This window comes from Psychroserpens citreus (genome assembly GCF_055686305.1).
On sequence record NZ_CM145999.1, the window covers coordinates 1,701,926 to 1,725,476 of the forward strand.

Here is a 23,551-nt window from a genome sequence, read left to right on the forward strand (position 1 = left end):
ATTTTAAGTAATTTTAAAAGTTAAAAATTCTTAACAATAAGGTAATATCGTATCGCTGGTACTAGCGTACTTTTGCCGCAAATTAAAACTCTTAAATAATTCTTAAACAATGAAAAAATTTTCAAAATGTTTATTGGCATTTGTAACACTTATGTGCACAACAATTGCCTTTTCTCAAAGCACGATTACTGGTAAGATTATTGGTTCCGATTTTGGAGAGCCTTTACCTGGTGCTAATGTTGTAGAGAAAGGAACATCTAACGGTATTAATACTGATTTTGATGGAAACTTTACACTTAACACACAAGCTTCTTCTGGAGAGATAGTAATTACTTTTGTTGGTTACACTTCTCAAACTATTCCGTTTTCTGGAAATCAGGATTTAGGAACGATTACATTACAATCTAGTGAAGTAGGTCTACAAGAGGTTCAAATTATTGCATCGGTTGCAGTAGACAGAAAAACTCCTGTTGCAGTATCTACGGTTAAAGCCGCAGATATTCAGTTAAAATTAGGAACTCAAGAATTTCCTGAAGTATTAAAATCTACTCCTGGAGTATATGCTACCAAATCTGGTGGTGGTTTTGGAGATGGACGTATTAATTTACGTGGATTTAACTCCGAAAATGTAGCCGTTATGATTAATGGTGTTCCAGTAAACGACATGGAAAACGGTCGTGTTTTCTGGAGTAACTGGGCAGGTTTAGGTGATGTAACCAGTTCTATGCAAGTTCAGAGAGGTCTCGGTGCTTCTAGAGTTGCTGTACCTTCTGTTGGTGGTACAATCAATATCTTATCGAAAACTACAGATGTAGAAGCAGGAGGTAATATTATGACCACTCTAGCTAATGACGGCTACAGAAAATTTGGTATTACTTATTCTACTGGCTTATTAGACAATGGTTTTGCTGCTACCGTTTCAGCGGCTAAAACAGATGGTGATGGTTATGTAAGAGGAACACCTTTTAATGCAGTATCTTATTTTATTAATGTTTCTAAAGAAATTAATGATCAACATAAATTGTCGTTTACGGCTTTTGGTGCGAAACAACGTCACGGTCAAAGACAAAACAGACATTTAATTGATACTTACAGAAGAAGTGAAGATGGTATCAAATATAACTCAGATTGGGGTTATAAAAATGGTCAATTAACATCTATTGAAGATAATTTTTATCATAAGCCACAAATCTCATTAAATCACTACTGGGATATTAATGATAATACTAGTGTATCAACTGCTGCTTATGTGTCTTTTGGCTCTGGTGGTGGAGGTGGTACTCTAGGTAGTGATGCCGAAACTCCAGGTTTTGAAGGCGATGGAAGATTTAAATTTACTAGCCCAGATTATCGAATAGGAGAATTAGGTCCTCTAAATTTTGATCGCATTGTTGACGAAAACATTGCTCACGGAGCAAATGGTTCTAGCGCTGCATTAAGAGCATCTCGTAATGATCATAACTGGTATGGTGTATTATCAACTTTAAAATCTAACTTATCTGATGATATGGTGCTTCTTGCTGGTTTAGATTGGAGAAGTTATACTGGAAAGCACTTTAGAGAGGTTACCGATTTATTAGGTGGACAATTTATTATAAATGAAGATAATGTTAATAATCCAACTGGAATTGCAAGAGTAGGTGACAAAATAGCTTATAATAACGATGGTATCGTTGGATGGTTAGGTGCTTTTGGTCAATTAGAGTACGATATCAATGAGAAATTTAATACGTTTGTTTCTGTAAATGCAGCCAATACTTCATATAAAAGAAAAGACTACTTTAATTACTTAGATGGTGATCCATTACAAGAAACGGATCGCTATAACTTCTTTGCTTTTGGCGCAAAAGGTGGAGCGAACTACAGAATTACTGATCAACATAATGTATTTGTTAACTTAGGATATTTTGAAAGAGCTGCCGATTTTGATGCAGTTTTCCCTAACTTTAACAATGAGGAAATTAACTCTGAAGCTGAAAATCAAAAAATTACAAGTTATGAGTTAGGTTATGGATTTAGAGGAGAGCGTTTGTCTGCAAATGTGAACTTATATAGAACCGCTTGGAGAGATAGAACTGAAACATTGTCTTTTCAATTGAGTGAGGACGAAACAGGTTTCGCTAATATCTTAGGTGTAAACGCAATTCACCAAGGTATTGAGATAGATTTCGTATATAAAGCTACCGATAAATTAAATATTACTGGTATGGCATCATTTGGAGATTGGAGATGGGAAGAAGATGTTACAGATGTAAATATCTTAAACGAAGAACAAGAAGTTGTTGATACTGTAAATTTATTTATCGAAGATACTCCAGTTGGTGATTCGGCACAAACGACTTTAGCGCTTGGAGTTGATTATAAATTTGCTCCTAAAACAAGATTATCTGTAGATTATAACTACTTTGATCGTTTATATGCTGATTTTGATCCTAGTGATAGAGGTACTGAAGGTGCTCCAGATCCTTGGGAAGTTCCTGCTTATGGTATTTTTGATGCTGCCATGACTCACGGATTTGATTTTGGTGGATTTGAAGCCTCTTTAATTGCAAGAATTAATAATGTCTTCAATACCGAATATATTGCTGATGCTTTAGATGGTAGTGGTTCAAATGCAGAAACAGCATTAGTGTACTACGGATTTGGAAGAACATTTAGTGTAGGAGCACAACTTAAATTTTAAAAAAATAGAATGATGAAAAGAATAGTTTATGTATTAGCCTTTTTAGGCGCAATGTTCACAGGTTGTGATCCTGTTGAAGACATTAATAATGATCTTGCCAATCAAGATAATCCGGTAATCGGAACGGATGCGTTTACGTTATCGTCTGATGATTATGCAGCTCTTGTTGATCAAGGTGATGATGAAGAACCAGATTATTACGAAACATTTGAAGCATTTGCTGATTTAGAAGATGCAAAAGTAACATTACCTCCATTTTTATCTGATAGATACCCATTTTGGGGGAATGGTTCATCTGTAACCGTGAGTTTTAATTTGAATGATGGTAACCCAGAGGATGTTAGTGCATTTGTAAATGCAGATGTTTATGGCCTTGGAAACAGTGATTATCCAACAAGTAATAGTGGCGCATTTTTGCCTGGTGAAAATATCGATAGTGCTTTAGAAAGTGTATTGGCTTCAGAATTTACAGCTCCTACTGAAGGACAGGTTGTTAGATTGTCTTACAATGAGTTTGCTGGGCAACCAGAAGTTGGTTTAGCAAGCGTTTATGGTGCTGCATTTCCAACAAACTTTGGCGACTTTGAACTGATTGAAGTTTTAGATGATGGATTAGAAGGTGCTGCTGATAATTTAGGATGGAGAGACCAGTCTACCTATGCAGAAGGCTCTGGTTTTTCGGGAGGAGCTAATGCTACTGAAGAGTGGCTTATATCACCACAAGTAGATTTAGCAGGAATTTCAGGTTTATCATTTCAGATTACTCAAGAAATTGATTTCTTAGGAGATGATACTTTATTTGACGTATTGGTATCTACAGATTACGGTACAGGAGGTGATCCTTTGGCTGCAACTTGGACAGCTATAGATTTTGATAAAACAATCTTTGGAAGTATGACAACTTCAGAAGATTTTGATTTTTCAGCATATGACGGCCAAACCGTGCATATTGCTTTAAAATATAGCTCAACTGATTCTGATTCACCAAGATGGAGAGTTCAAGATTTCGCGGTTAGAACAACAGGTTTCTCTGGAGATACTAATGCTAGAAATGCATACTACAGATATTCAGAAGGAGAATGGGATGACGTTAGTGGTGTATACTATTTAACGACTGCAGATTATGATTCTATGGGTGAAAACTCTGGACAGCCTGGAGCCTTTAATAACTTTAGTGGTTCTGTACAACCTGCAAACTATTTACCACAATGGTTAAGTATGACCTATCCATTTGCTCAAGAAGAAGATGAGATATTTATAATCTATAGATTCTTTGGTGGTAGTGGCGTTGGTACTGTAACTAAAGGAAATTTATACACATTTAATGGTGGAAGTTGGTCTCCTAGTATTTCTTCTTTACAGTTTGGTCTTGAAGATGGCGTTTGGGTTCCAGATAACACCATTAGATATGCCTTATTAGGATCTGACTATTCGTTAATTGCCAATACATTATTAACTACTGAAGGCTTTGAAGCAGCGGCTGAAAACTTAGATAATTTTGGTAATTTTAATAGAACAGGAGGAAGTACGAACTGGTCTGATGAGATGATCGTTACTGCCTTAAATATTGCTCTAGATAATATAAATCCTTCCGCAGAAGAAGGACAAAAATATGTGGTTACAATAGCGACTTGGGCACCTGGAAATTCAACTGAAGAATTTTCAATGATTAAAAGTGGTGGTGAATGGATTATTAACGAATAATCTATTTAACATTCATATATTATACATAAAGAAAGCCTATCCATTTGGATAGGCTTTCTTATTACCTTATTCTTTCCATTCAATGGATTCCATTAAATGTTTAATATCATTTTTAAGATATACAGCTGCTGGATATATCGAATCGTAATTAGGCTTTGCATAAAAGTATAGAGAACCACTTAAAAAGTGGTTAATACTATCTGTTACGTAAAATTGAGACTGAGATGCAGCATTTCCTCCAACTTCATAAAACATCCCAAAAACATTTTGCTTAGAGTTTTCATAAACGATACTCTCAATTTCATCAGCTTTTATAGTATGTTTTTGAGTCAAGTTTTGAGCATCTCTTAATAAGGTGTTTAAATTACTATCATTTACCTTTTTGTAAGTGAGATAAATAGTTCCTTTCATTGCAGGATAATTAATATCTACACCAAGTGTATTGTTTACACCATCTAATTTGATATTAGAAATTTTATCAGCATTAATATTCTTTTCAAAAGTGAAAGGTAAGCGCACATCTACTTTAGAATACTCTGGTGTGTTGTATTCTAAACGTAACATTGCTTTAGGTTTTGGTAAGGGATCATTTCCGCAAGACAAACATGTCAATGCAATTATAGAAATATAGAGTTGTTTTAATCTCATGAGTCTAAAATGGTAAACTTAATCTGTTTGATTCGTTTTTTGTCAATAGCTTCTATAGTGAAAACGTAATTTTTGAAATTTATTTTACTTTGACGTCTGGGAAAGATACCAGAAATTTCTAAAACAAAACCAGCAATAGTTTCTGCTTCTCCTTTATGATCTTCAAAGATAGACTCATCATCAAACTTTATGATTTTATAAAAATCTTTTAGTGTGGTCTTACCTTCAAACGAATAATTTTTATCGTCAATTTTTGTATAAATAATATCATCATCGTCAAATTCGTCACTTATATCTCCCACAATTTCTTCAATGACATCTTCGAGAGATATAACACCAGAAGTGCCTCCATATTCATCAACGACTATGGCAAGATGAACTTTTTTTTCCTGAAACTCTACCATCAAATCATCCAGTTTTTTGTTTTCAGGAACAAAAAATGGCTCTCGTATTAGGCTGGTCCAATCAAACTGTTTTCGGTCTATATATGGTAATAAATCTTTGATATATAACAAACCAGTGACGTTATCGATACTGTCTTTATACACAGGAATTCGTGAGTAGCCATTTTTTATAACTTCAGTAATAATTTCACTATACTTAGTATCTTCATTAAGCGCAAAAATATCCATTCTTGGTCGCATCACCTGTTTGGTGTCTGTATTTCCAAAAGACACAATACCTTGAAGAATTTTTTGTTCTTCATCAGTAGTATCGCCTTCACTAGTGAGTTCTAAAGCTTGTGATAGTTGGTCTACACTTAAATTAGATTTTTGTTTACCTAGTTTGTTATGAATCGATAAAGTTACATGACGCATAGGTAAACTAATTGGCGAGAAAATCACATCTAAAACCTTTAAGGGAATTGCCATAAAACTCGAAAATTTCACACGATTTCTACTCGCATAAATTTTAGGAACAATTTCACCAAATAGTAATATTAAAAAGGTGATTACGATAACTTCTAAAATAAACTTTACCCAAGACGTTTCAATATGACCAAACATGGTTTCGCCCAAATAGGCAAATAATATCACAATACCAATATTAATAAAGTTATTGGCTACAAGAATTGTTGCTAAAAGCTTTTTTGGGCGCTCTAATAGTTTTGAAATAGTACTAAAGGCTTTAGAGTTTTCCTCTAAACCTGTATCAATATCAGATTTGGTTAATGAGAAAAAAGCAACTTCAGCGCCAGAAATCAATGCAGAACAAAGCAATAAAATTAAAAGTAAAACGAGTCCAGAAACGAATGAAACGTTTACAGAAAGTATGTTGATTATTAAACTCGTGGGTTCAGGATCCAAGATAAATAATTTAAGTTAAGTTTATTTAAAACGGAAGATCATGATTGTCTTCAGTTAATGGTTCAGAAACAGAATTACTTGCTGGCTTTTGAACAATTTGTTGAGGGCTTGGGCTTGGAGCATTTCCGCCTTGACTCTCATTTTTTGTCGTTAAAAAAGTAAACTCTGTACATTGTATTTCTGTCGAATAACGATCTGTTCCCTTGTCATCTTGCCATTTTCTAGTTTTTAAACGACCTTCTATATAAACCTTATCGCCTTTAGATAAATACTTTTCGCAAATTTCCGCAGCCTTATTTCTAACTACAATATTATGCCACTCAGTATTAGTCACACGCTCATTAGTTTGTTTATTGGTATACGTCTCATTGGTTGCCAATGGAAAGCGCCCAACACAGTTTCCACCGTCAAAATAATGCATCTTTACTTCATCTCCTAAATGCCCAATTAGCATTACTTTATTTAATGTTCCTGACATGATTTATCTTGTTTAAGATTACAAAATTAAACAATTTGTAATCACTGGATTAAAAGTATGAAAAATTTATGATTTTTCTAAAATGTGAAATTAAACCTATCTAGAAAATTACCAATCAAAATGGGTGTTGGGTAGTTTTTAATTTCTGAAATTGGAATACCTTTTTTGGGGAGATTTTTGACTTCTATAATCCAAAACTTGGTATATAAATGCTGATGAGACAGTTTGTGAATAATAGGTTTTGTGTTGTAAAGACTATACTTGTAATTGGTGTTTTTAAAGTATTCTTTAACTATAGTATGACTACTGAAATATTCTGAGCTAATTTCAGCATCACTTTCAATAAGTGGGAATTGATACAAATTTTGCCAAATGCCTTTTGAGCTACGTTTTTCAAATAGGGTTGTATGTGCTTCGGAAACGAACACTAAAAAATTAAAGTGCTTTTTAGTAACCTTCACTTTTTTGAGTTTTACAGGAAGTTCATCAATGATTCCCTTTTCAAGAGCAATACAGCTGTCATTTAACGGACAAATATTACAATTTGGGTTTTTAGGTTTACATTGTGTGGCGCCAAATTCCATAACAGCTTGATTGTAATCGCCTGGTTGTGACGAATCAATTAATGTTGTTGCTAAAGCTTTAAACTCTTTGATACCTGCAGTACTATTAATAGGAGTACTAATACCATAATATCTGGATAAAACACGATACACGTTGCCATCAACTACGGCTGTAGCTTCGTCAAAGCATATAGAAGCAATGGCACTGGCTGTATAATCACCTACTCCTTTAAGTTTTAATATATCAGCATATGTTGAAGGGAATTCACCTTTAAGCTCTTTTGCAATATATATTGCTGATGCATGTAAATTTCGAGCTCTGGAGTAATATCCTAAACCTTGCCATAGCTTTAAAACGGCTTCTTCTTTGGCATTTGCTAGATTAAAAACTGTAGGATAGTTTGCAACAAAAGCGTCATAATATGGCAAACCTTGTTTAATTTGAGTTTGCTGCATAATTATTTCAGACAGCCAAATATGATAGGGATTTTTAGTGCTACGCCAAGGTAAACTTCGCTTGTTTGCTGAGTACCAGTGCGTTAAAATTTTGGTAAAATCCATTTAAAGTTTCAAATTTTTACAAAAATAATTCTTTACTAGGTTAAATTTTAATTAATTACGCTTGAAATATTGAAATTAAATTACCTATATTTGCATCCCTTATAATTAATAGATAACCCTAAAAATTAATAACAATGACAAAAGCTGATATAGTAGCTAAAATTTCTGATAAATTAGGAATTGAGAAAGGAGATGTTCAAGCAACAGTAGAAACATTCATGGAAGAAGTTAAATCGTCTTTAGAAGGAGGAGATAACGTATACCTAAGAGGTTTTGGAAGTTTTATCGTAAAGACAAGAGCCGAAAAAACTGGGCGTAACATTTCAAAAAACACAACAATAAAAATACCAGCACACAATATTCCTGCATTTAAACCTGCAAAAGTATTTGTTGAAGGTGTTAAGACCAATGTTGAGGTCAACTAAGACATTAAAACAAACATTAATTTAAAAAAGACTTATTTATGCCAAGTGGTAAAAAAAGAAAAAGACACAAGGTAGCGACGCATAAGCGTAAAAAACGTAGACGCGCTAATCGTCACAAAAAGAAATAAATTGAGAAAGTAGTTTTTTTAACTACTTTTTCAATTTTAAAAACAAACGTTCTTTGATATAGAATTCATGAGTTTGATTACGTTTTACCTACGTAATGCATGAATTTACTGGATTAAATATCCTGTGTCAAAATAAAATCCATCTGTTTCGAAATGAATCGAAATAGATTAAAATTAACAACATGGAAAAAGAATTGATTATAAGATCGAGTTCTGATATTGTTGATTTTGCCTTATTAAAAGATGGAAAACTTATCGAGTTACACAAAGATGAAGATGATAACAACTTTGCTGTTGGTGATATTTTTATTGCCAAAATACGCAAAGCTGTTCCTGGTCTAAATGCTGCATTCGTGAATGTAGGTTATGAAAAAGATGCCTTTTTGCATTATCATGATTTAGGACCAAAATTACCCTCTCTTTTGAAATTCGTTAAACGTGTAAGCGCAGGTAGACATACCGATTTTTTACTGAAAAATTTTCAGTTTGAGAAAGATATTGATAAAAACGGAAGCATTGCTAACGTTTTAAAATCAAATCAATCTCTATTAGTACAAATTGTAAAAGAACCAATTTCAACCAAAGGTCCTCGTATTAGTAGCGAGTTATCTGTTGCAGGTCGTTATATTGTTTTAGTACCATTTTCTGATCGTATTTCAATTTCTCAAAAAATTGAATCAAAAGAAGAAAAAGAACGTTTAAAGCGTTTGGTAAAAAGCATAACACCTAAAGGTTTTGGCGTTATAATTCGTACAGTCGCAGAAGGCAAGAAAGTTGCCGAACTCGACAAAGATTTACAGAATTTGCTGAATAGATGGACAGCAATGTGTAGAAAATTAAACAAAGCACATCATCCTAGTAAGGTATTGAGTGAAATGAACAAAGCCTCTTCTATTTTAAGAGACATCTTTGACGATTCATTCTCTGGTATTACAGTAGATGACGAAGTGCTTTATGAACAAATCAAAGATTATGTTCAAGAAATCGCTCCCAAAAAGGAATCAATAGTAAAGTTGTATAAAAATGGCGTACCAGTTTATGAAAAATTTGGTATTGAACGTCAAATTAAAACGTCTTTCGGTCGCACAGTATCTATGGCAAAAGGTGCTTATTTGGTGATAGAACACACCGAAGCGATGCATGTTGTTGATGTCAATAGTGGGAACAGATCTAACAAAGAAAAAAATCAAGAAGACACTGCTTTAGAAGTCAATTTAATTTCTGCTTCAGAAATTGCCCGACAGTTACGTTTACGTGACATGGGAGGTATTATTGTTGTAGATTTTATTGATATGGGTAAAGCAGAGAATCGAAAAAAATTGTACAATCATCTTCGTGATGAAATGAAAGATGATAAGGCAAAACATAAGATTTTGCCACCTAGTAAGTTTGGTTTGATACAAATTACCAGACAACGTGTTCGCCCAGAACGCAATATTAAAACAAAAGAAGAAAATCCTAACGGCGTAGTTGGAGGAGAAATTGAAGCACCAATTAAGGTCATTCAAAAAATCACCCAAGACCTAGAAAGGCTTTTCAAAAAAGACTATAAAAAGATAACCTTAAATGCGCATCCGTTTATAGCAGCCTTTTTAACCAAAGGGTTTCCATCGGTACGTTCTAAATGGTTTTTAGAACACAAAAAATGGGTAAAAGTTTTACCTAGAGATGCTTACACTTATCTTGAATATCATTTTTATGACAAAAATGGTAAGGAAATCAAATAATATCTAAAACCCCTTTTCACATCACGTGGAAAGGGGTTTTTGTTTTCTACTGCTTTACAAACACATAATACCCATTAGGAATATCAATTCTAGCATTTGGATTTGGTCCCATTGTAGTGTCATCGTAGATACAGGCTTGTAGTTTTTGAGTGCCATTGTCGTTTACATGGCGAAGAATAACTATCCCTTCAGTGTCTTCTTCTGTTGGGTGAATAATAAACAATTCAATTTTGGTTTCTGTAACATTACTATTATCTGTACAGTGATTTGGTAGCCTATGAATAAAAATGCCTCCACTAATTTTATGATCATAGCCTGATAATTGAGCACTATCAAAATCTGATAAGGTATTCACTTTCTCTACACCATTTTCTATATATTTATATTCGCCGACTAATAAATCCTGATAATTAGATTCATTTGAGAGTTGATAATGTGCTTCTTTTTTGAGCTTAAAAGTAATTTCGGTTGTTCCATTTTGGTATAACCAAGTCCCTTCAAACTTATTGAATTCATTGTTTATGTCTTTTTCGTAGCAATTAGTATCATATGGTGGACATGAACCATCTCCATCTAATGATTTAATAAGAGTTTGTGCTTTACAGGATAGTATTGAGGATATTGCTAGTAGTAGTATTATAAATTTTTTCATTTGTTCAAGGTATTAAAATTAATTACAAGGTTCTTTTTGTAACACTTATTGAAACGCCTAAAATTCTTTAATATATTGCCACTTTGAGCTACAAGCTGTCACTAGTAGTATCATTAGAAATGGATAGATAAATATTATTTGCTTTTTTCATATTATTGATTTTACTCAATAGGGTTAAAATCTAAATATAAAATCTCTATGATTGGTGTTTTTCCGTTTTCTAATTCTGTTTCATCAATTAAAAACATATGTTTTGCTTACTTCTTAATTAAAAAGTAAATAAGCAGTACTGTTAATAATATTATTGTCCTCCATAGCATACTTGTGAGTCTTTTTTTAGTTATATCCCAAACTAATAAACTGATATATAAAACTACTAGGAGAAATAAAAAGCCCAGAAAAATATAGCCTAAAACACTTGGTGTGTAAACAGCCATTGTATATCCTCTAGGAAAACATGATATTATAAAGCTAGAAATAACTAAGAAATAGTATAATGCATTAAGTTTTTTATTTAAGGTTTTTTTCATTATTTCAAGACGTGATTCAAACTACTGCTTTACAAACACATAATACCCATTAGGAATATCAATTCTAGCATTTGGATTTGGTCCCATTGTAGTGCCATCATAGATACAGGCTTGTAGTTTTTGAATACCATTGTCGTTTACATGGCGAAGAATAACAATCCCTTCAGTGTCTTCTTCTGTTGGGTGATTAATAAACAATTCAATTTTGGTTTCTGTAACATTACTGTTATCTGTACAGTGATTTGGTAGTCTATGAATAAAAATGCCTCCACTAATTTTATGGTCATAGCCTAATAATTGAGCACTATCAAAATCTGATAAGGTATTCACTTTCTCTACACCATTTTCTATATATTTATATTCGCCTACCAGCATATCGGTATAATAGTTTGATGGAGATAAATAATGTTCTTCTTTTTTGAGCTTAAAGGTGATTTCGGTTGTTCCATTTTGGTATAACCAAGTCCCTTCAAACTTATTAAATTCATTATTTACGTCTTTTTCATAATAATTCGTATTGAATTCTAAGTTGTCATTACTTCCTAATGGTACAATTATAGTTTGCGCTTTACAGGATAGTATTGAGGATATTGCTAGTAGTAGTATTATAAATTTTTTCATTTGTTCAAGGTATTAAAATTAATTACAAGGTTCTTTTTCTAAATTGTCTTTATTTAATTTTTGCCAATCGTTTATAAATCCATTGTCATCATAATTCGCTTGGTACAAGGACATGTTTAAGCCATACTTTGATAATAGTTTATATAGATGCTTTTGTTGTTTTTCAATTGTGGTTGTAGATTGATTTAAGGGATATCCGGTATTATCACTCTCATACTTGTTTTTTAAATTTCTTTCAAATTCCTTCTTTTTCCTTTTATTTTCAAAAATACTCAAAAGCTTTTGTACACTTGCTGCGTCATCAAAACGTATAGCAAAAGTTTTGCCATCTGCAATTAAAATATGAGTAATATCAATTGTGGGTACAGTTTGTAAAACACTGTTTTGTATATGTTTTGTAATCTCTCCCATTTTAAGGATATCTGGTCCAGAATACATAGCATAGTAACCATCAGCACTTGGAGGATGAGAGTGTGCTATTACAACTGTATAGGGATTTACTGTAATATTGATATGAGCAGTATCATTGTTATCATCTAATATTTGAGTAGGTGTATACGCACCAGTATCTGGGTGGATATCTACTCTTAACCCTTTTTCTGAGTTTTCGCTCTCAACTTTTATGGTATGTAGCCTTGTTTTAATCAAAGGTAAATCGGTTATATTTTGCTTTAATTTTTTACAGTCGTCAACATATTCAAGTAGGATACCCACATCACCAGCACAAGGATCTTCGAGTTCTCTTGCCGAGAATCTATAGGCATAAGAGTTTCCGGAGCAATTATCGGTAACCGCAATCACTGGGCTTCCATTACAGCATGGGTTACCAGTAGCAGCATGTCCATCATTAGGCCCTAAATCTCCACAGCCACAATCCCCATAAACAATATCAACACAATCTGCTTGGTCAAAGCTTTCATTGTTACCACAACCTTCACAGCCAGTTGACCCATTAGCAGTATTGTCAACTCCATCGTCACTTCCATTCTCAGTACCTCCACCTCCAGTGGTGGTTGTACCTGTATCTTCATAATCTACCGTATCATCACTGCATGGATTTGTTGTTCCATTAAAATTTATAGTGCTTCCATTTTCAAAGGTATACACACCAATAATATCTCCAACATCATTATGAAATATCATGGTTCCTGTAAAAGCAGACATATCTATAGCTCCTGAAGCTAATGTTGGTGCATCAGAAATATCATCAAATACATACTGTATAAAATACTCAACAATGGTACCTTCTATATCTACCACTACTAAATTTATAACACTATTGGCATTTGTTGGATTTTGAACTTTGAAAGTATATTTGATATTATTCTCATTATAGACTTGAACAACTTTATTGGTGAGTACAGTACCAAGAGGTGTTTCTCTATCAGACCTATAATGGGCAGCATTTGTGAGCAGAATTCTGTTTTTTGCAAAATCGACCCGAAAGGTATTGCCTGTTTTTTCTTTAACATAGCCCAAAATATGGGCGGGAATTTCTTTTTTTGAAATATGAAAAGCTTTAATACTTTCAATTTGAGTATCCTCAACGCGTGTTGGCGTGTCGTCTTTTTGGCAGCCAAAGGTGAGCACAACCAATCCTAAAAATAGGATGGTATACTTAAATAGGTGTTTCATGTATAAATAGTTTTTAAAATTAAATTATTATGCTGTCAACAAAATTTAATTCAACTATTAATTACTTAGGGAGTTTAAATATAGATTATAATCTATAAACAACAAAATGTAAAGTAATATTTTTAAAAATTTCACATAGAATTCTATATAATAAGTGTCTTGGTAGCTCATTTGAAGTAGACACTTCGACTACGCTCAGTGTAACAGCTTTACCTAAACAAAATTATGGCGCTGGATTAGGAATCTCAGCATGCACATCGTTAATTGCTTTTAAAACCTCGTCTGTTAAAACCATATTGATACTATCTATATTTTCTTCCAATTGTTCTAAAGACGTCGCTCCAATAATATTACTTGTCATAAAAGGTCTATCGGTTACAAACGCTAATGCCATTTGCGCTAAGCTCATTCCGTTATCTTCAGCGATTTGTAGATAACGTTTTGTTGCTTCAGTTGCAGTATTTCCACTATATCGTGCAAATCTAGGAAACAGTTTTAAACGTGCATTATCGGCTGCTGTTCCTTTAATGTATTTACCAGACAATACACCAAATGCCATTGGTGAGTAGGCGAGTAGACCTATCTCTTCACGAATAGCAATTTCTGCCATATCACCTTCAAAAACGCGGTTTAATAATGAATATGCATTTTGAATGGTAATCATTCGTGGTAAACCGTTGGCATTCGATTCTTCTAAATAACGCATGGTTCCCCAAGCTTTCTCATTAGAAATCCCAACCTGACGTATTTTTCCAGATTTGATGATTTCATCGAGGTTATGTAGAATCTCGTTAAAATTATCAGCCCAAGGATCGTTAGAATTGTGATGATAGTCTCTCACGCCAAAGGTGTTGGTTTGGCGCTCTGGCCAATGCAATTGATATAGATCAATATAATCGGTCTTTAAACGCTTTAAACTATTGTCTACAGCTTCGTTGAGAGCTGCTTTACTAAATCCGTTAGTTCTAATATGAGCTGTATAATCTCCAGGCCCTGCAATTTTAGTAGCAAGCACAATCTTATCACGATGTCCAGTTTTTTCGAACCAATTCCCGATAATACGTTCGGTTTCAGCATAAGTATCAGCTGTTGCAGGTACAGGATATAGCTCTGCCACATCAAAGAAATTCACGCCTTTATCAATGGCTAAATCCATTTGTGCAAAGCCTTCCTCTTGTGTATTTTGATTTCCCCAGGTCATCGTGCCTAAGCAAATTTTACTCACTTTTATATCGGTTTTTGGGAGGGTTGTATATCTCATGGTTGGTTTAGTGTTTTAGAAGTGTAAAGATAAGAAGATGGTTCAGCTTTATAAAAACTGAACCATCTAAATATATGTTAAGATTTTAGATATTATATATCGTTCAGAAGTTTAGAGATTTCATCTAATTTAGGTGTTAAGATGACTTCTATACGGCGATTTTTAGCTTTGCCTTCTGCTGTATCATTGCTTGCAATTGGCGCAAATTCTCCACGACCTGCTGCCGTAAGATTTTCAGGATTAATAGCTGCATTCTCTCTTAAAATATTCACGATTGCTGTAGCACGTTTTGTTGAAAGGTCCCAGTTGCCACTCAACTGTGTATTGCCTTTGTAAGGCACATTATCTGTATGACCTTCAATTAAAATGGCAATTTCAGGATTAACAGCTAGTACTTCACCAAGTTGCTTTACAGCTTGTTTTCCTTGAGTTCCCACAGCCCAACTTCCAGATTCGAATAAGAGCTTATTTTCCATAGACACATACACTTTTCCATCGCGCTGCTCTACGGTTAATCCTTTGCCTTCAAAGTCGGTTAATGCCCTCGAAATAGCATCTTTAAGTTGTGTCATTGCTGCATCTTTGGATGCAATGACACTTTCTAACTCTGCCACACGCTGAGAACGAGATTCTAATTCTTTCTTGAGTTTTTCTAAGCGTCTATTTTCTGATAAAATGGCTTGTTCTTTTGCTTCTAATTGAGCCAATAACTCTCTATTTTTTTTAGAGTTTGCTGCAATCGCTGCACTACTATTTTTTTCAAGAGCATCGTAAGAGTCCTTTAGGTTTTTGTGTTCATTTACTAATGCTTTATAATCGCTTTCCCAGAGCTTACGATCGGCTAAGGCAGATTGATAGGCGTCTTCAGTATCTTGAAGGTCGTTCTTTGCTTTATTTAAAGCAGTCTCGAGTTCACGGTTACTATCGGATAATCTTCGATTCTCTTTTTTTAGATTTGCGTATTTGTCTTCTAAATCAGTATAGATTTTTTTAGAGACACAAGAGGTGGTTAGTACAAGTGTTAGTGCTATTAATGACAATTTTTTAATCATGTGTTTTAATTTGGGTTGTTTTTATTATTAATGTTCAATTTCTACTAAAATCGGACAGTGATCACTGTGAACCGCTTCTGTGAGGATAACGCTTCGTTTAATGTTTTCTTGTAAAGGCATACTTGCCATAGCATAATCTAAGCGCCAACCTTTGTTGTTAGCTCTAGCGTTTGCTCTGTAACTCCACCATGAAAATTCTTGTTTTTCTGGATGTAAATATCGGTACGAATCTATAAATCCACTATCAATAAAATTCCCTAACCATTCGCGTTCTTCAGGTAAAAACCCAGACACGCCTTTCATTTTCGGATTGTGAATATCGATGGCTTCATGACAAATATTGTAGTCACCCAATACGACTAAATTGGGATGCGTTTTGCGTAAATCATTTAAATATTGATGGATCATATCCATATACTCAAATTTATGAGCTAGACGTGCATCATTAGTTCCAGAAGGTAAGTACATACTCATTACAGAAAGACCATCAAAATCTGCTCTTATATTTCGACCTTCAAAATCCATAGATTCGATTCCTGTTCCGTATTCTACATGATCTGGCTCCCTTTTACTCAAGATGGCCACACCACTGTAACCTTTTTTTTGAGCGCTAAACCAATAGTGGTATTTGTAACCTGCATTTTCAATAGCTTCAATATCAACCTGCTCTTTCATGGCTTTGATTTCTTGGAGGCAAATCACATCAGGATTTGCGCTTTTTAACCAATCAATAAAACCTTTATTCATGGCTGCTCTAATGCCATTAACGTTGTAAGAAATTATTTTCATAATATTAAATCTATTGGATTTTTGTATTAAATGCCTATTATCGGCCTAAATTAAATAATACTGTACTTTTACACTATTATTTTAACCGGATTTTAAGGATAAAATAATTTCTGCCTTTAGAAGTTTATATAAGAAATGAAAATTGCTATTTCACTAATCTGTTTGATGTTGTCTTTTTGTGCTTTGGCACAAGAGGATACGAATTATAGACGAAAGACTATAGCGGTTAGAGATTCTATTAAAATTGATACGGTGAGTATTAATTCGAGTTGGTTTATTTTAAAACGAAAGAACAACACAACAATTGATACGTCTTATTATAAGATAGATTTTGCAAAGGCCATTCTTACATTTAAAAAACCGATTGATGTTGATTCTGTTAAGGTTGATTATTTACGCTATCCCGATTTTTTAACTCGGAAATATGCACAACTCGATGACAACATAATTGTAGAAAATACAGATAACCTTCAAAAGTTATATAAACTTAATCAATCTAATGTGGAGCGAAATTTTACGCCATTTGATGGTTTAAGTACCTCTGGGAGTATTTCTCGAGGTGTTACCATTGGAAATAATCAAAATTCGGTTTTAAATAGTGAATTAGATTTACAGATTTCGGGTAAGTTAAGTGATAAGGTCTCTTTGAGAGCATCGATTCAAGATGCAAATATTCCACTTCAGGAAAGTGGTTATTCACAGCGACTAGATGAGTTTGATCAGGTATTTATAGAATTGTTTAGTGATTCGTGGAACATTAGAGCAGGTGATATTGACCTTGTAAATACCAATAGTTATTTTGCTAATTTCACCAAACGTGTTCAAGGGTTGCAGGTGAGCGCTAATTTTGATGGTTCAGAGTCCAAAACAAATGCCTTTGCATCTGGTGCTTTGGTAAGAGGTCAGTTTACTACGAGTCAGTTTATAGCTCAAGAAGGTAATCAAGGCCCTTATAAATTAACTGGTCCTAATAACGAATTGTTTGTACTCATTGTCTCTGGAAGTGAAACGGTTTACGTTAATGGAATTCCTATAGAACGTGGAGAAAATAAGGATTATATTATCGATTATAATGCCGGTGAGATTATTTTTAATTCGACGTATCCTATCACTTCCGAAATGCGAATTACAGTCGATTATCAGTTTAGTGATCGTAATTTCTCTCGTTTTACCATTTTTGGAGGCGGAAATTATGAAACTGAAACTTTAAAACTTGGGATTTCGGTCTATTCAGAATCGGATGCTAAAAACCAGCCTTTACAACAAAACTTATCGTCAGAGCAAGTAGAAATTTTGTCTAATGCGGGAGATGATCAATCTTTGATGGTTGCACCATCTGATGTTGCTGAGACTTTTGATGATAACCGCATTTTGTACCGAAAAGATATTGTTGGAGGCGAAGAAATTTTTGTGTTTTCAAATAATCCTGATGATGAATTATTTAGTGTTCGTTTTACATTAGTTGGTCCTAATCAAGGCAATTATGTGTTGATTAATAGTAATGCTATTGAGAATATTTTTGAATTTATTGCTCCAGTAAATGGAGTCCCGCAAGGTAATTATGCACCTATAGTAAGACTCATTGCTCCAGAAAAATTACAAGTTGTTGTTGTTAATGGCACGTACAAACCTTCAGAAAAAACAGATGTGTTTTTTGAACTTGCTGGTAGTAGAAATGACATTAATCTTTTTTCTAATATTGATGATAGTGATAACGATGGATTTGCAGGCAAACTAAGAATTAACCAAAGTATTATCAAAACGGACAGTTTATGGAATTTAAATGCACATGCCGATGCTGATATCATTAATAAGAATTTCAAAACAATTCAACGCTTGTATCGTGCAGAGTTTAATCGCGATTGGAATTTAGAAAATCCACTAGGTAATCAGGCATTATTAACTTCAGGGTTAGAATTAGTGCATCCAAAAAAAGGCACAGCATCCTACACATATGAGCATTTAAATTACTCTGAAAATTTCAATGGAAACCGTCATAATTTGTTGGCGAATCTTCAGTTAAATCAATTTAATATATTTTCCAATTCTAGTTTTTTAAGTAATAAGAGTAGTGTATCTGCATCAACTTTTGTGCGTTCTTTTAACCGTGTGACCTACAATTTTAAAAAGCAATGGATTGGAACAAAAGTAGGTTTAGAAGATAGTGAACAGCGTGAGCGAGATACCGATTTGCTTACGAATTTGAGTCAGCGTTTTAAGTCTTATGAAGTCTTTACAGGTTATGGTGATAGTACAGGTGTTTTTGTAGAAGTGGGTTACAAACATCGTGTCAATGATAGCTTAAGAGTTAATGAGGTTAAGCGCGTAAATACCTCTAATACCTATTATTTGAAATCGCAGATTCTTCAAAATAAAAACACTAATCTAGGAATCTATGCCAATTTCCGAAGATTAAAAAGTGAGGATGATGATATGGATGATGAGAATTCATTAAATTCTAGATTAAACTTTAATCAGAAGTTTTGGAATAATTTAGTGTTGTGGAATACCGTTTTTGAGACCAATTCTGGAACATTGCCACAACAAGATTTTACCTATGTTGAGGTAGAGCCAGGGCAAGGGGCTTACACATGGATAGATTATAACGACAACGGCATACAAGAACTCAACGAGTTTGAAGTGGCTCAATTTGCAGATCAAGGAGATTTTATTAGAGTGTTATTACCCAATCAGGTTTTTGTAAAAACCCATCAAAATAGATTTAGCCAAACCCTTACTATTAATCCGAAACAATGGTCAACTTCAGAAGATAAGGCTAAAAAATTCTGGTCTCATTTTTATAACCAAACATCATTTTTAGTGGATCGAAAAAATAGAAGAGAAGGCGATGGATTTGATTTAAATCCGTTTTCAACTGACGAGGAAAACCAGCTAGCACTAAACAACAGCATCCGAAATGTATTGTTTTTTAATCGTGGGCAACAACATTATACGACATCGTATACGTTTTTAGCTAATACCAACCGAACCAGTTTGTCTATTGGATTTCAGGAAAATAAATTGCAGAGTCATCAATTACAGTTTAACCATAAGTTTTGGACGAGTTGGTTAATGACGTTTCAAACAAGTTTTGAAAATAATGAAAGTCTAAGTGAGAATTTTGCCACTCGAAACTTTAAGCTTGATGAGCTTAGGTTTCAACCTAAATTATCTTATATTTTTAATGAAAATGCACGTTTTGATGTGTTTTATCAATACACTTCTAAAGATAATACCATTGGAGCTTTGGAAGCATTAGAGCAAAGTAATTACGGATTGTCATTTACTTACAATAATGCCAATAAAATAGCGCTTACAGGAGAAGTGAATTTCTTTAAAAATGAATTCACAGGAAACCCTAATACTCCAGTGGCTTATCAAATTTTAGAAGGTTTGCAACCTGGAAATAATTTTACATGGAGCTTGTTGGCTCAAAAGAAATTGACCAAATTTTTAGATCTAAATTTAAATTACTTCGGAAGAAAAACTGAAACGAGTAAAACCATTCATACAGGAACCGTTCAGTTAAAAGCCTACTTTTAATATTTTTTAACGCAACCTTTAGATACTTTCATCATCTATAATGGTATAATTGTTGCTGCAATAAGCAAATTAACCTTAACTATATATTTATGAAAAAATCTATTTTATTTAGCCTTTTAGTTTTAGTATCAACTGTAATGTTTGCACAAGATGATTCAACAGATTCAGATGACATGATTCAACCTAAAAATGAAGTAAAAGCCAATGCACTTTATTTAGTTTTAGGAGCTTTTGATGTGAGTTATGAACGTTTATTAAATGAAGAGTCTGCTGTTGGTTTAAATGTTGTGATTCCTTTTGATGAGGATATTAGAGACGACTTAAATTATTTTATCTCGCCATATTATAGAATGTATTTTGGAAAGAAATATGCTTCTGGATTTTTCCTAGAAGGTTTTGGTTTACTGAGTTCGGTAAATGAAAGAAATAGTTTTTTAACAGGAAACCCTTTAGATCCAACATTTGTGACTAGAGAAGAAACTGAAACAAACTTTGCTCTTGGTATTGGCTTAGGAGGAAAGTGGGTTACAAATAGTGGATTTATTGGTGAATTAAACTTAGGTCTTGGTAGAAATTTAACGAATACAGGAGATGATAGTGACGATTTTGTAGGCAAGGTTGGTATTACTGTAGGCTATCGCTTTTAATAACTTAACTTAATTATAAAATAAAACTCCCAATTTAAAGCTTGGGAGTTTTTTTAAGTCTTATTTATTATTTCATTTTCTGAAGCCAATGCTTTACATCAACTTCTTTTTTGATGAGGTCTCTTAGGTCGTCAATCTTAACACGTTGCTGTTCCATAGAATCGCGATGACGAATAGTTACTGTATTATCTTCTAAAGTATCATGATCTACTGTGATGCAGAAAGGTGTTCCATTAGCATCTTGGCGTCTGTAGCGTCTTCCTACTGCATCTTTTTCGTCATAAATTACATTAAAATCCCATTTCAAATCTTCAATAATTTGTCTAGCGATTTCAGGTAAACCATCTTTTTTAACCAGCGGTAAAACAGCAGCTTTTGTAGGTGCTAAAACTGCAGGTAGCTTTAAAACAGTTCTTACACTGCCATCTTCTAATGTTTCGTCTTCTAAAGCATTAGAGAATACGGCTAAAAACATACGATCTAAACCAATTGAGGTTTCCAACACATAAGGTGTATAGCTTGCATTGTCTTCGTGATCAAAATACTGTAATTTTTTACCCGAAAATTCTTCATGTTGTTTTAAATCGAAATCGGTACGAGAATGAATACCTTCTAATTCTTTAAACCCGAATGGGAATCTAAACTCAATATCTGTTGCGGCATCAGCATAATGTGCTAATTTCTCATGGTCATGAAAACGGTATTTGTCGTTACCCATACCAAGCGATAAATGCCACTTCATTCTTGTTTCTTTCCAATGTTCAAACCATTCTTTTTGTGTTCCAGGTTTGATGAAAAATTGCATTTCCATTTGCTCAAACTCACGCATTCTGAAAATGAATTGTCTTGCAACGATTTCATTTCTAAACGCTTTCCCTGTTTGAGCAATTCCAAATGGAATCTTCATTCGTCCCGTTTTTTGGACATTCAAAAAGTTGACAAAAATACCTTGAGCGGTCTCAGGACGCAAGTATAAATCCATAGCGCTTTCCGCAGAAGCACCTAACTTAGTGCCAAACATCAAATTAAATTGCTTTACATCCGTCCAGTTTCGTGATCCCGTCATTGGATCTGCAATTTCTAATTCTTCTATAAGGGCTTTTACATCAGCAAGATCTTCTTTTTCTAAAGACTGTCCTAAACGTTTTAAAATAGTGTCTATTTTTTCTTGATAGCCAAGTACACGTCCATTAGTACTAACAAATTCCTCTTTATTAAAAGCATCTCCAAAGCGTTTTTGAGCTTTTTTGATTTCCTTTTCTATTTTATTTTCAATTTTAGCGCAATAATCTTCTACCAAAACATCGGCACGATAACGCTTTTTAGAATCTTTATTATCAATTAAAGGATCGTTAAACGCATCAACGTGACCAGAAGCTTTCCAAGTAGTAGGATGCATAAATATTGCAGCATCAATACCTACAATATTTTCATTCATTTGAACCATGGCTTTCCACCAGTAGTCACGAATGTTTTTCTTTAATTCAGCTCCATTTTGAGCATAGTCATATACAGCGCTTAATCCATCGTAGATTTCACTGCTTTGAAATACGTAACCATACTCTTTTGCATGAGAGATTACTTTTTTGAATTGATCGTCGTTTGCCATGGTGCAAAAATAAAAAACCGCTCCAATTAACAGAACGGTTTTTTGATTAATTATATAGAGTTAGTTATTTTAGTTTTACTTCTGTAGTCCCAAGTTGTCTGTCTTTATGGAAAATGGAAATATAATAAGTGCCACTCACAAGTGGTTGTTCATCGATATCTGCATCAACATCTAAACACACTTCGAGAACATCGTTATTATAATTAATAATTTCTTTTGCGCTATATATAAGTAATGAATTGCCAAAGTGAATAGCGCCTTTATCAGCAACTACATTGTTTTTTGGGTTTAAAATTTGAATGTATAATTCTTTTTCGCCAGCTTCAGTTAAAGAGTTTTCAGCTAAGGTGAAGCATACCTCAATACTTTGAACGCGTTTTGCTTTATTACTAGAGCGCTTAGCACCAAAAAATTTTTCATACCCTTTGGCTTTAAAAGAATTTGCAGTAAGTAAAGCACCTATTTCTAAGCTTTTTTCAAGAGTTTCGTTTTCTTTAATAAGTGATGTGTTTTCACGTTTTTGTTTTCTCAACTCATTATAAGCCAGTAGCTTTTCTCTCTCTAGGCCTTGATTAACTTCATCAAGAGAATCAATAGTTTTGAATAATGTCTTATTTTTAAGCTTTAAATCGAAAAGTTGTGTTTTGAATTTTGAAAGAACACTAAGGTCACTACGGAGCATCCTAAGGGAATCCAAAGTTAATTGTGTATTTTTTTTAGCATCTTCCAGTTGGGAAGAAATCAGATCATTTGAAATTGAAACGTCATCATAGCGTGTGATAATTTGGGACAATTCACTTTCAACTAGCTTCTTTTCCTGTTCTAAAAATTGTTGATGCGCTACAATGGATTGATAACTCGTAAAACTGTAAACAGTTAAAACTGCGACCGCAACTATTAAAGAACCAATAATTAATCTGTAGTTAAATGATTGAGGGTTAACTATCATTATTAATATCGTTATTTTATCTTGCGAAACTAGATAATA

The 23,551-nt window shown here is 33.6% G+C and carries 18 protein-coding genes; 6 read left to right on the plus strand and 12 right to left on the minus strand.

Going from position 1 to position 23,551, the window contains the following annotated elements; genetic code table 11:
- Window positions 1-109 precede the first annotated feature (109 nt).
- Window positions 110-2,683 carry a TonB-dependent receptor gene (locus ACTU6T_RS07590; protein WP_460220639.1) on the plus strand — a complete coding sequence of 858 codons (2,574 nt, stop codon included), beginning with the start codon at window positions 110-112 and terminating at the stop codon, window positions 2,681-2,683.
- 9 nt (window positions 2,684-2,692) lie between these two features.
- Window positions 2,693-4,387, plus strand: a complete 1,695-nt coding sequence (locus ACTU6T_RS07595; protein WP_460220640.1) for a choice-of-anchor J domain-containing protein — start codon at window positions 2,693-2,695, stop codon at window positions 4,385-4,387.
- Window positions 4,388-4,453: 66 nt separating this feature from the next.
- On the opposite strand, the gene gldD is transcribed toward ACTU6T_RS07595, so the two are convergent.
- From gldD to mutY, 4 genes are all read right to left on the minus strand, one after another.
- Window positions 4,454-5,035, minus strand: a complete 582-nt coding sequence (gene gldD, locus ACTU6T_RS07600) for a gliding motility lipoprotein GldD (RefSeq protein ID WP_460220641.1) — start codon at window positions 5,033-5,035, stop codon at window positions 4,454-4,456.
- Window positions 5,032-6,342, minus strand: a complete 1,311-nt coding sequence (locus tag ACTU6T_RS07605) for a gliding motility-associated protein GldE (RefSeq protein ID WP_460220642.1) — start codon at window positions 6,340-6,342, stop codon at window positions 5,032-5,034. The genes gldD and ACTU6T_RS07605 overlap by 4 nt, the downstream gene beginning before the upstream one ends.
- 25 nt (window positions 6,343-6,367) lie before the next feature.
- On the minus strand, window positions 6,368-6,820 hold the full coding sequence (locus ACTU6T_RS07610; protein WP_460220643.1) for a single-stranded DNA-binding protein: 453 nt from the start codon (window positions 6,818-6,820) through the stop codon (window positions 6,368-6,370).
- Between the two features lie 77 nt (window positions 6,821-6,897).
- Complete coding sequence (mutY, locus tag ACTU6T_RS07615) at window positions 6,898-7,944, minus strand: A/G-specific adenine glycosylase (protein WP_460220644.1); 1,047 nt, start codon at window positions 7,942-7,944, stop codon at window positions 6,898-6,900.
- Between the two features lie 134 nt (window positions 7,945-8,078).
- Between mutY and ACTU6T_RS07620 the strand changes: the two genes are divergently transcribed.
- Window positions 8,079-8,369 (plus strand): HU family DNA-binding protein, encoded by a 291-nt coding sequence (locus ACTU6T_RS07620; protein ID WP_028870804.1) that lies wholly within the window; start codon window positions 8,079-8,081, stop codon window positions 8,367-8,369.
- Between the two features lie 310 nt (window positions 8,370-8,679).
- Entirely contained in the window at window positions 8,680-10,224 is a 1,545-nt protein-coding gene (locus ACTU6T_RS07625; protein WP_460220645.1) for an Rne/Rng family ribonuclease, read from the plus strand.
- A 46-nt stretch (window positions 10,225-10,270) separates the two neighbouring features.
- On the opposite strand, the gene ACTU6T_RS07630 is transcribed toward ACTU6T_RS07625, so the two are convergent.
- The 6 genes from ACTU6T_RS07630 to ACTU6T_RS07655 form a co-directional block, all read right to left on the minus strand.
- The gene (locus ACTU6T_RS07630; RefSeq protein ID WP_460220646.1) at window positions 10,271-10,876 is read right to left on the minus strand and encodes a DUF6705 family protein; all 606 of its coding nucleotides are present in this window, start codon (window positions 10,874-10,876) and stop codon (window positions 10,271-10,273) included.
- Between the two features lie 551 nt (window positions 10,877-11,427).
- Window positions 11,428-12,027 carry a DUF6705 family protein gene (locus ACTU6T_RS07635; protein ID WP_460220647.1) on the minus strand — a complete coding sequence of 200 codons (600 nt, stop codon included), beginning with the start codon at window positions 12,025-12,027 and terminating at the stop codon, window positions 11,428-11,430.
- Window positions 12,028-12,045: 18 nt separating this feature from the next.
- Window positions 12,046-13,662: a hypothetical protein gene (locus ACTU6T_RS07640; protein ID WP_460220648.1), complete on the minus strand. Its 1,617-nt coding sequence runs from the start codon at window positions 13,660-13,662 to the stop codon at window positions 12,046-12,048.
- A 223-nt stretch (window positions 13,663-13,885) separates the two neighbouring features.
- Window positions 13,886-14,923 (minus strand): aldo/keto reductase, encoded by a 1,038-nt coding sequence (locus tag ACTU6T_RS07645; protein ID WP_460220649.1) that lies wholly within the window; start codon window positions 14,921-14,923, stop codon window positions 13,886-13,888.
- 92 nt (window positions 14,924-15,015) lie between these two features.
- Window positions 15,016-15,975 (minus strand): OmpA family protein, encoded by a 960-nt coding sequence (locus ACTU6T_RS07650; protein ID WP_460220650.1) that lies wholly within the window; start codon window positions 15,973-15,975, stop codon window positions 15,016-15,018.
- 27 nt (window positions 15,976-16,002) lie between these two features.
- Window positions 16,003-16,764: an exodeoxyribonuclease III gene (locus tag ACTU6T_RS07655; protein ID WP_460220651.1), complete on the minus strand. Its 762-nt coding sequence runs from the start codon at window positions 16,762-16,764 to the stop codon at window positions 16,003-16,005.
- Between the two features lie 135 nt (window positions 16,765-16,899).
- Here ACTU6T_RS07655 and ACTU6T_RS07660 point away from each other — a divergent pair, with 135 nt between their 5' ends.
- Window positions 16,900-20,307 carry a hypothetical protein gene (locus ACTU6T_RS07660; protein WP_460220652.1) on the plus strand — a complete coding sequence of 1,136 codons (3,408 nt, stop codon included), beginning with the start codon at window positions 16,900-16,902 and terminating at the stop codon, window positions 20,305-20,307.
- Window positions 20,308-20,396: 89 nt separating this feature from the next.
- Window positions 20,397-20,954 carry a DUF3575 domain-containing protein gene (locus ACTU6T_RS07665; RefSeq protein WP_460220653.1) on the plus strand — a complete coding sequence of 186 codons (558 nt, stop codon included), beginning with the start codon at window positions 20,397-20,399 and terminating at the stop codon, window positions 20,952-20,954.
- 67 nt (window positions 20,955-21,021) lie between these two features.
- Here ACTU6T_RS07665 and ACTU6T_RS07670 read toward each other — a convergent pair whose 3' ends face one another.
- Window positions 21,022-22,563, minus strand: coding sequence for a glycine--tRNA ligase (locus tag ACTU6T_RS07670; RefSeq protein WP_460220654.1), 1,542 nt, complete (start codon window positions 22,561-22,563; stop codon window positions 21,022-21,024).
- 64 nt (window positions 22,564-22,627) lie between these two features.
- The gene (locus tag ACTU6T_RS07675; protein ID WP_460220655.1) at window positions 22,628-23,512 is read right to left on the minus strand and encodes a hypothetical protein; all 885 of its coding nucleotides are present in this window, start codon (window positions 23,510-23,512) and stop codon (window positions 22,628-22,630) included.
- Window positions 23,513-23,551 lie beyond the last annotated feature (39 nt).

Bases quoted from the DNA above. Each gene is read 5' to 3' on its own strand.
- mutY (WP_460220644.1), bottom strand. From the start codon at position 7,944: ATGGATTTTACCAAAATTTTAACGCACTGGTACTCAGCAAACAAGCGA.
- ACTU6T_RS07660 (WP_460220652.1), top strand. From the start codon at position 16,900: ATGAAAATTGCTATTTCACTAATCTGTTTGATGTTGTCTTTTTGTGCT.
- ACTU6T_RS07650 (WP_460220650.1), bottom strand. From the start codon at position 15,975: ATGATTAAAAAATTGTCATTAATAGCACTAACACTTGTACTAACCACC.
- ACTU6T_RS07665 (WP_460220653.1), top strand. From the start codon at position 20,397: ATGAAAAAATCTATTTTATTTAGCCTTTTAGTTTTAGTATCAACTGTA.
- ACTU6T_RS07640 (WP_460220648.1), bottom strand. From the start codon at position 13,662: ATGAAACACCTATTTAAGTATACCATCCTATTTTTAGGATTGGTTGTG.
- ACTU6T_RS07610 (WP_460220643.1), bottom strand. From the start codon at position 6,820: ATGTCAGGAACATTAAATAAAGTAATGCTAATTGGGCATTTAGGAGAT.
- gldD (WP_460220641.1), bottom strand. From the start codon at position 5,035: ATGAGATTAAAACAACTCTATATTTCTATAATTGCATTGACATGTTTG.
- ACTU6T_RS07620 (WP_028870804.1), top strand. From the start codon at position 8,079: ATGACAAAAGCTGATATAGTAGCTAAAATTTCTGATAAATTAGGAATT.
- ACTU6T_RS07675 (WP_460220655.1), bottom strand. From the start codon at position 23,512: ATGATAGTTAACCCTCAATCATTTAACTACAGATTAATTATTGGTTCT.
- ACTU6T_RS07625 (WP_460220645.1), top strand. From the start codon at position 8,680: ATGGAAAAAGAATTGATTATAAGATCGAGTTCTGATATTGTTGATTTT.
- ACTU6T_RS07590 (WP_460220639.1), top strand. From the start codon at position 110: ATGAAAAAATTTTCAAAATGTTTATTGGCATTTGTAACACTTATGTGC.
- ACTU6T_RS07595 (WP_460220640.1), top strand. From the start codon at position 2,693: ATGATGAAAAGAATAGTTTATGTATTAGCCTTTTTAGGCGCAATGTTC.
- ACTU6T_RS07635 (WP_460220647.1), bottom strand. From the start codon at position 12,027: ATGAAAAAATTTATAATACTACTACTAGCAATATCCTCAATACTATCC.
- ACTU6T_RS07655 (WP_460220651.1), bottom strand. From the start codon at position 16,764: ATGAAAATAATTTCTTACAACGTTAATGGCATTAGAGCAGCCATGAAT.
- ACTU6T_RS07645 (WP_460220649.1), bottom strand. From the start codon at position 14,923: ATGAGATATACAACCCTCCCAAAAACCGATATAAAAGTGAGTAAAATT.
- ACTU6T_RS07670 (WP_460220654.1), bottom strand. From the start codon at position 22,563: ATGGCAAACGACGATCAATTCAAAAAAGTAATCTCTCATGCAAAAGAG.
- ACTU6T_RS07630 (WP_460220646.1), bottom strand. From the start codon at position 10,876: ATGAAAAAATTTATAATACTACTACTAGCAATATCCTCAATACTATCC.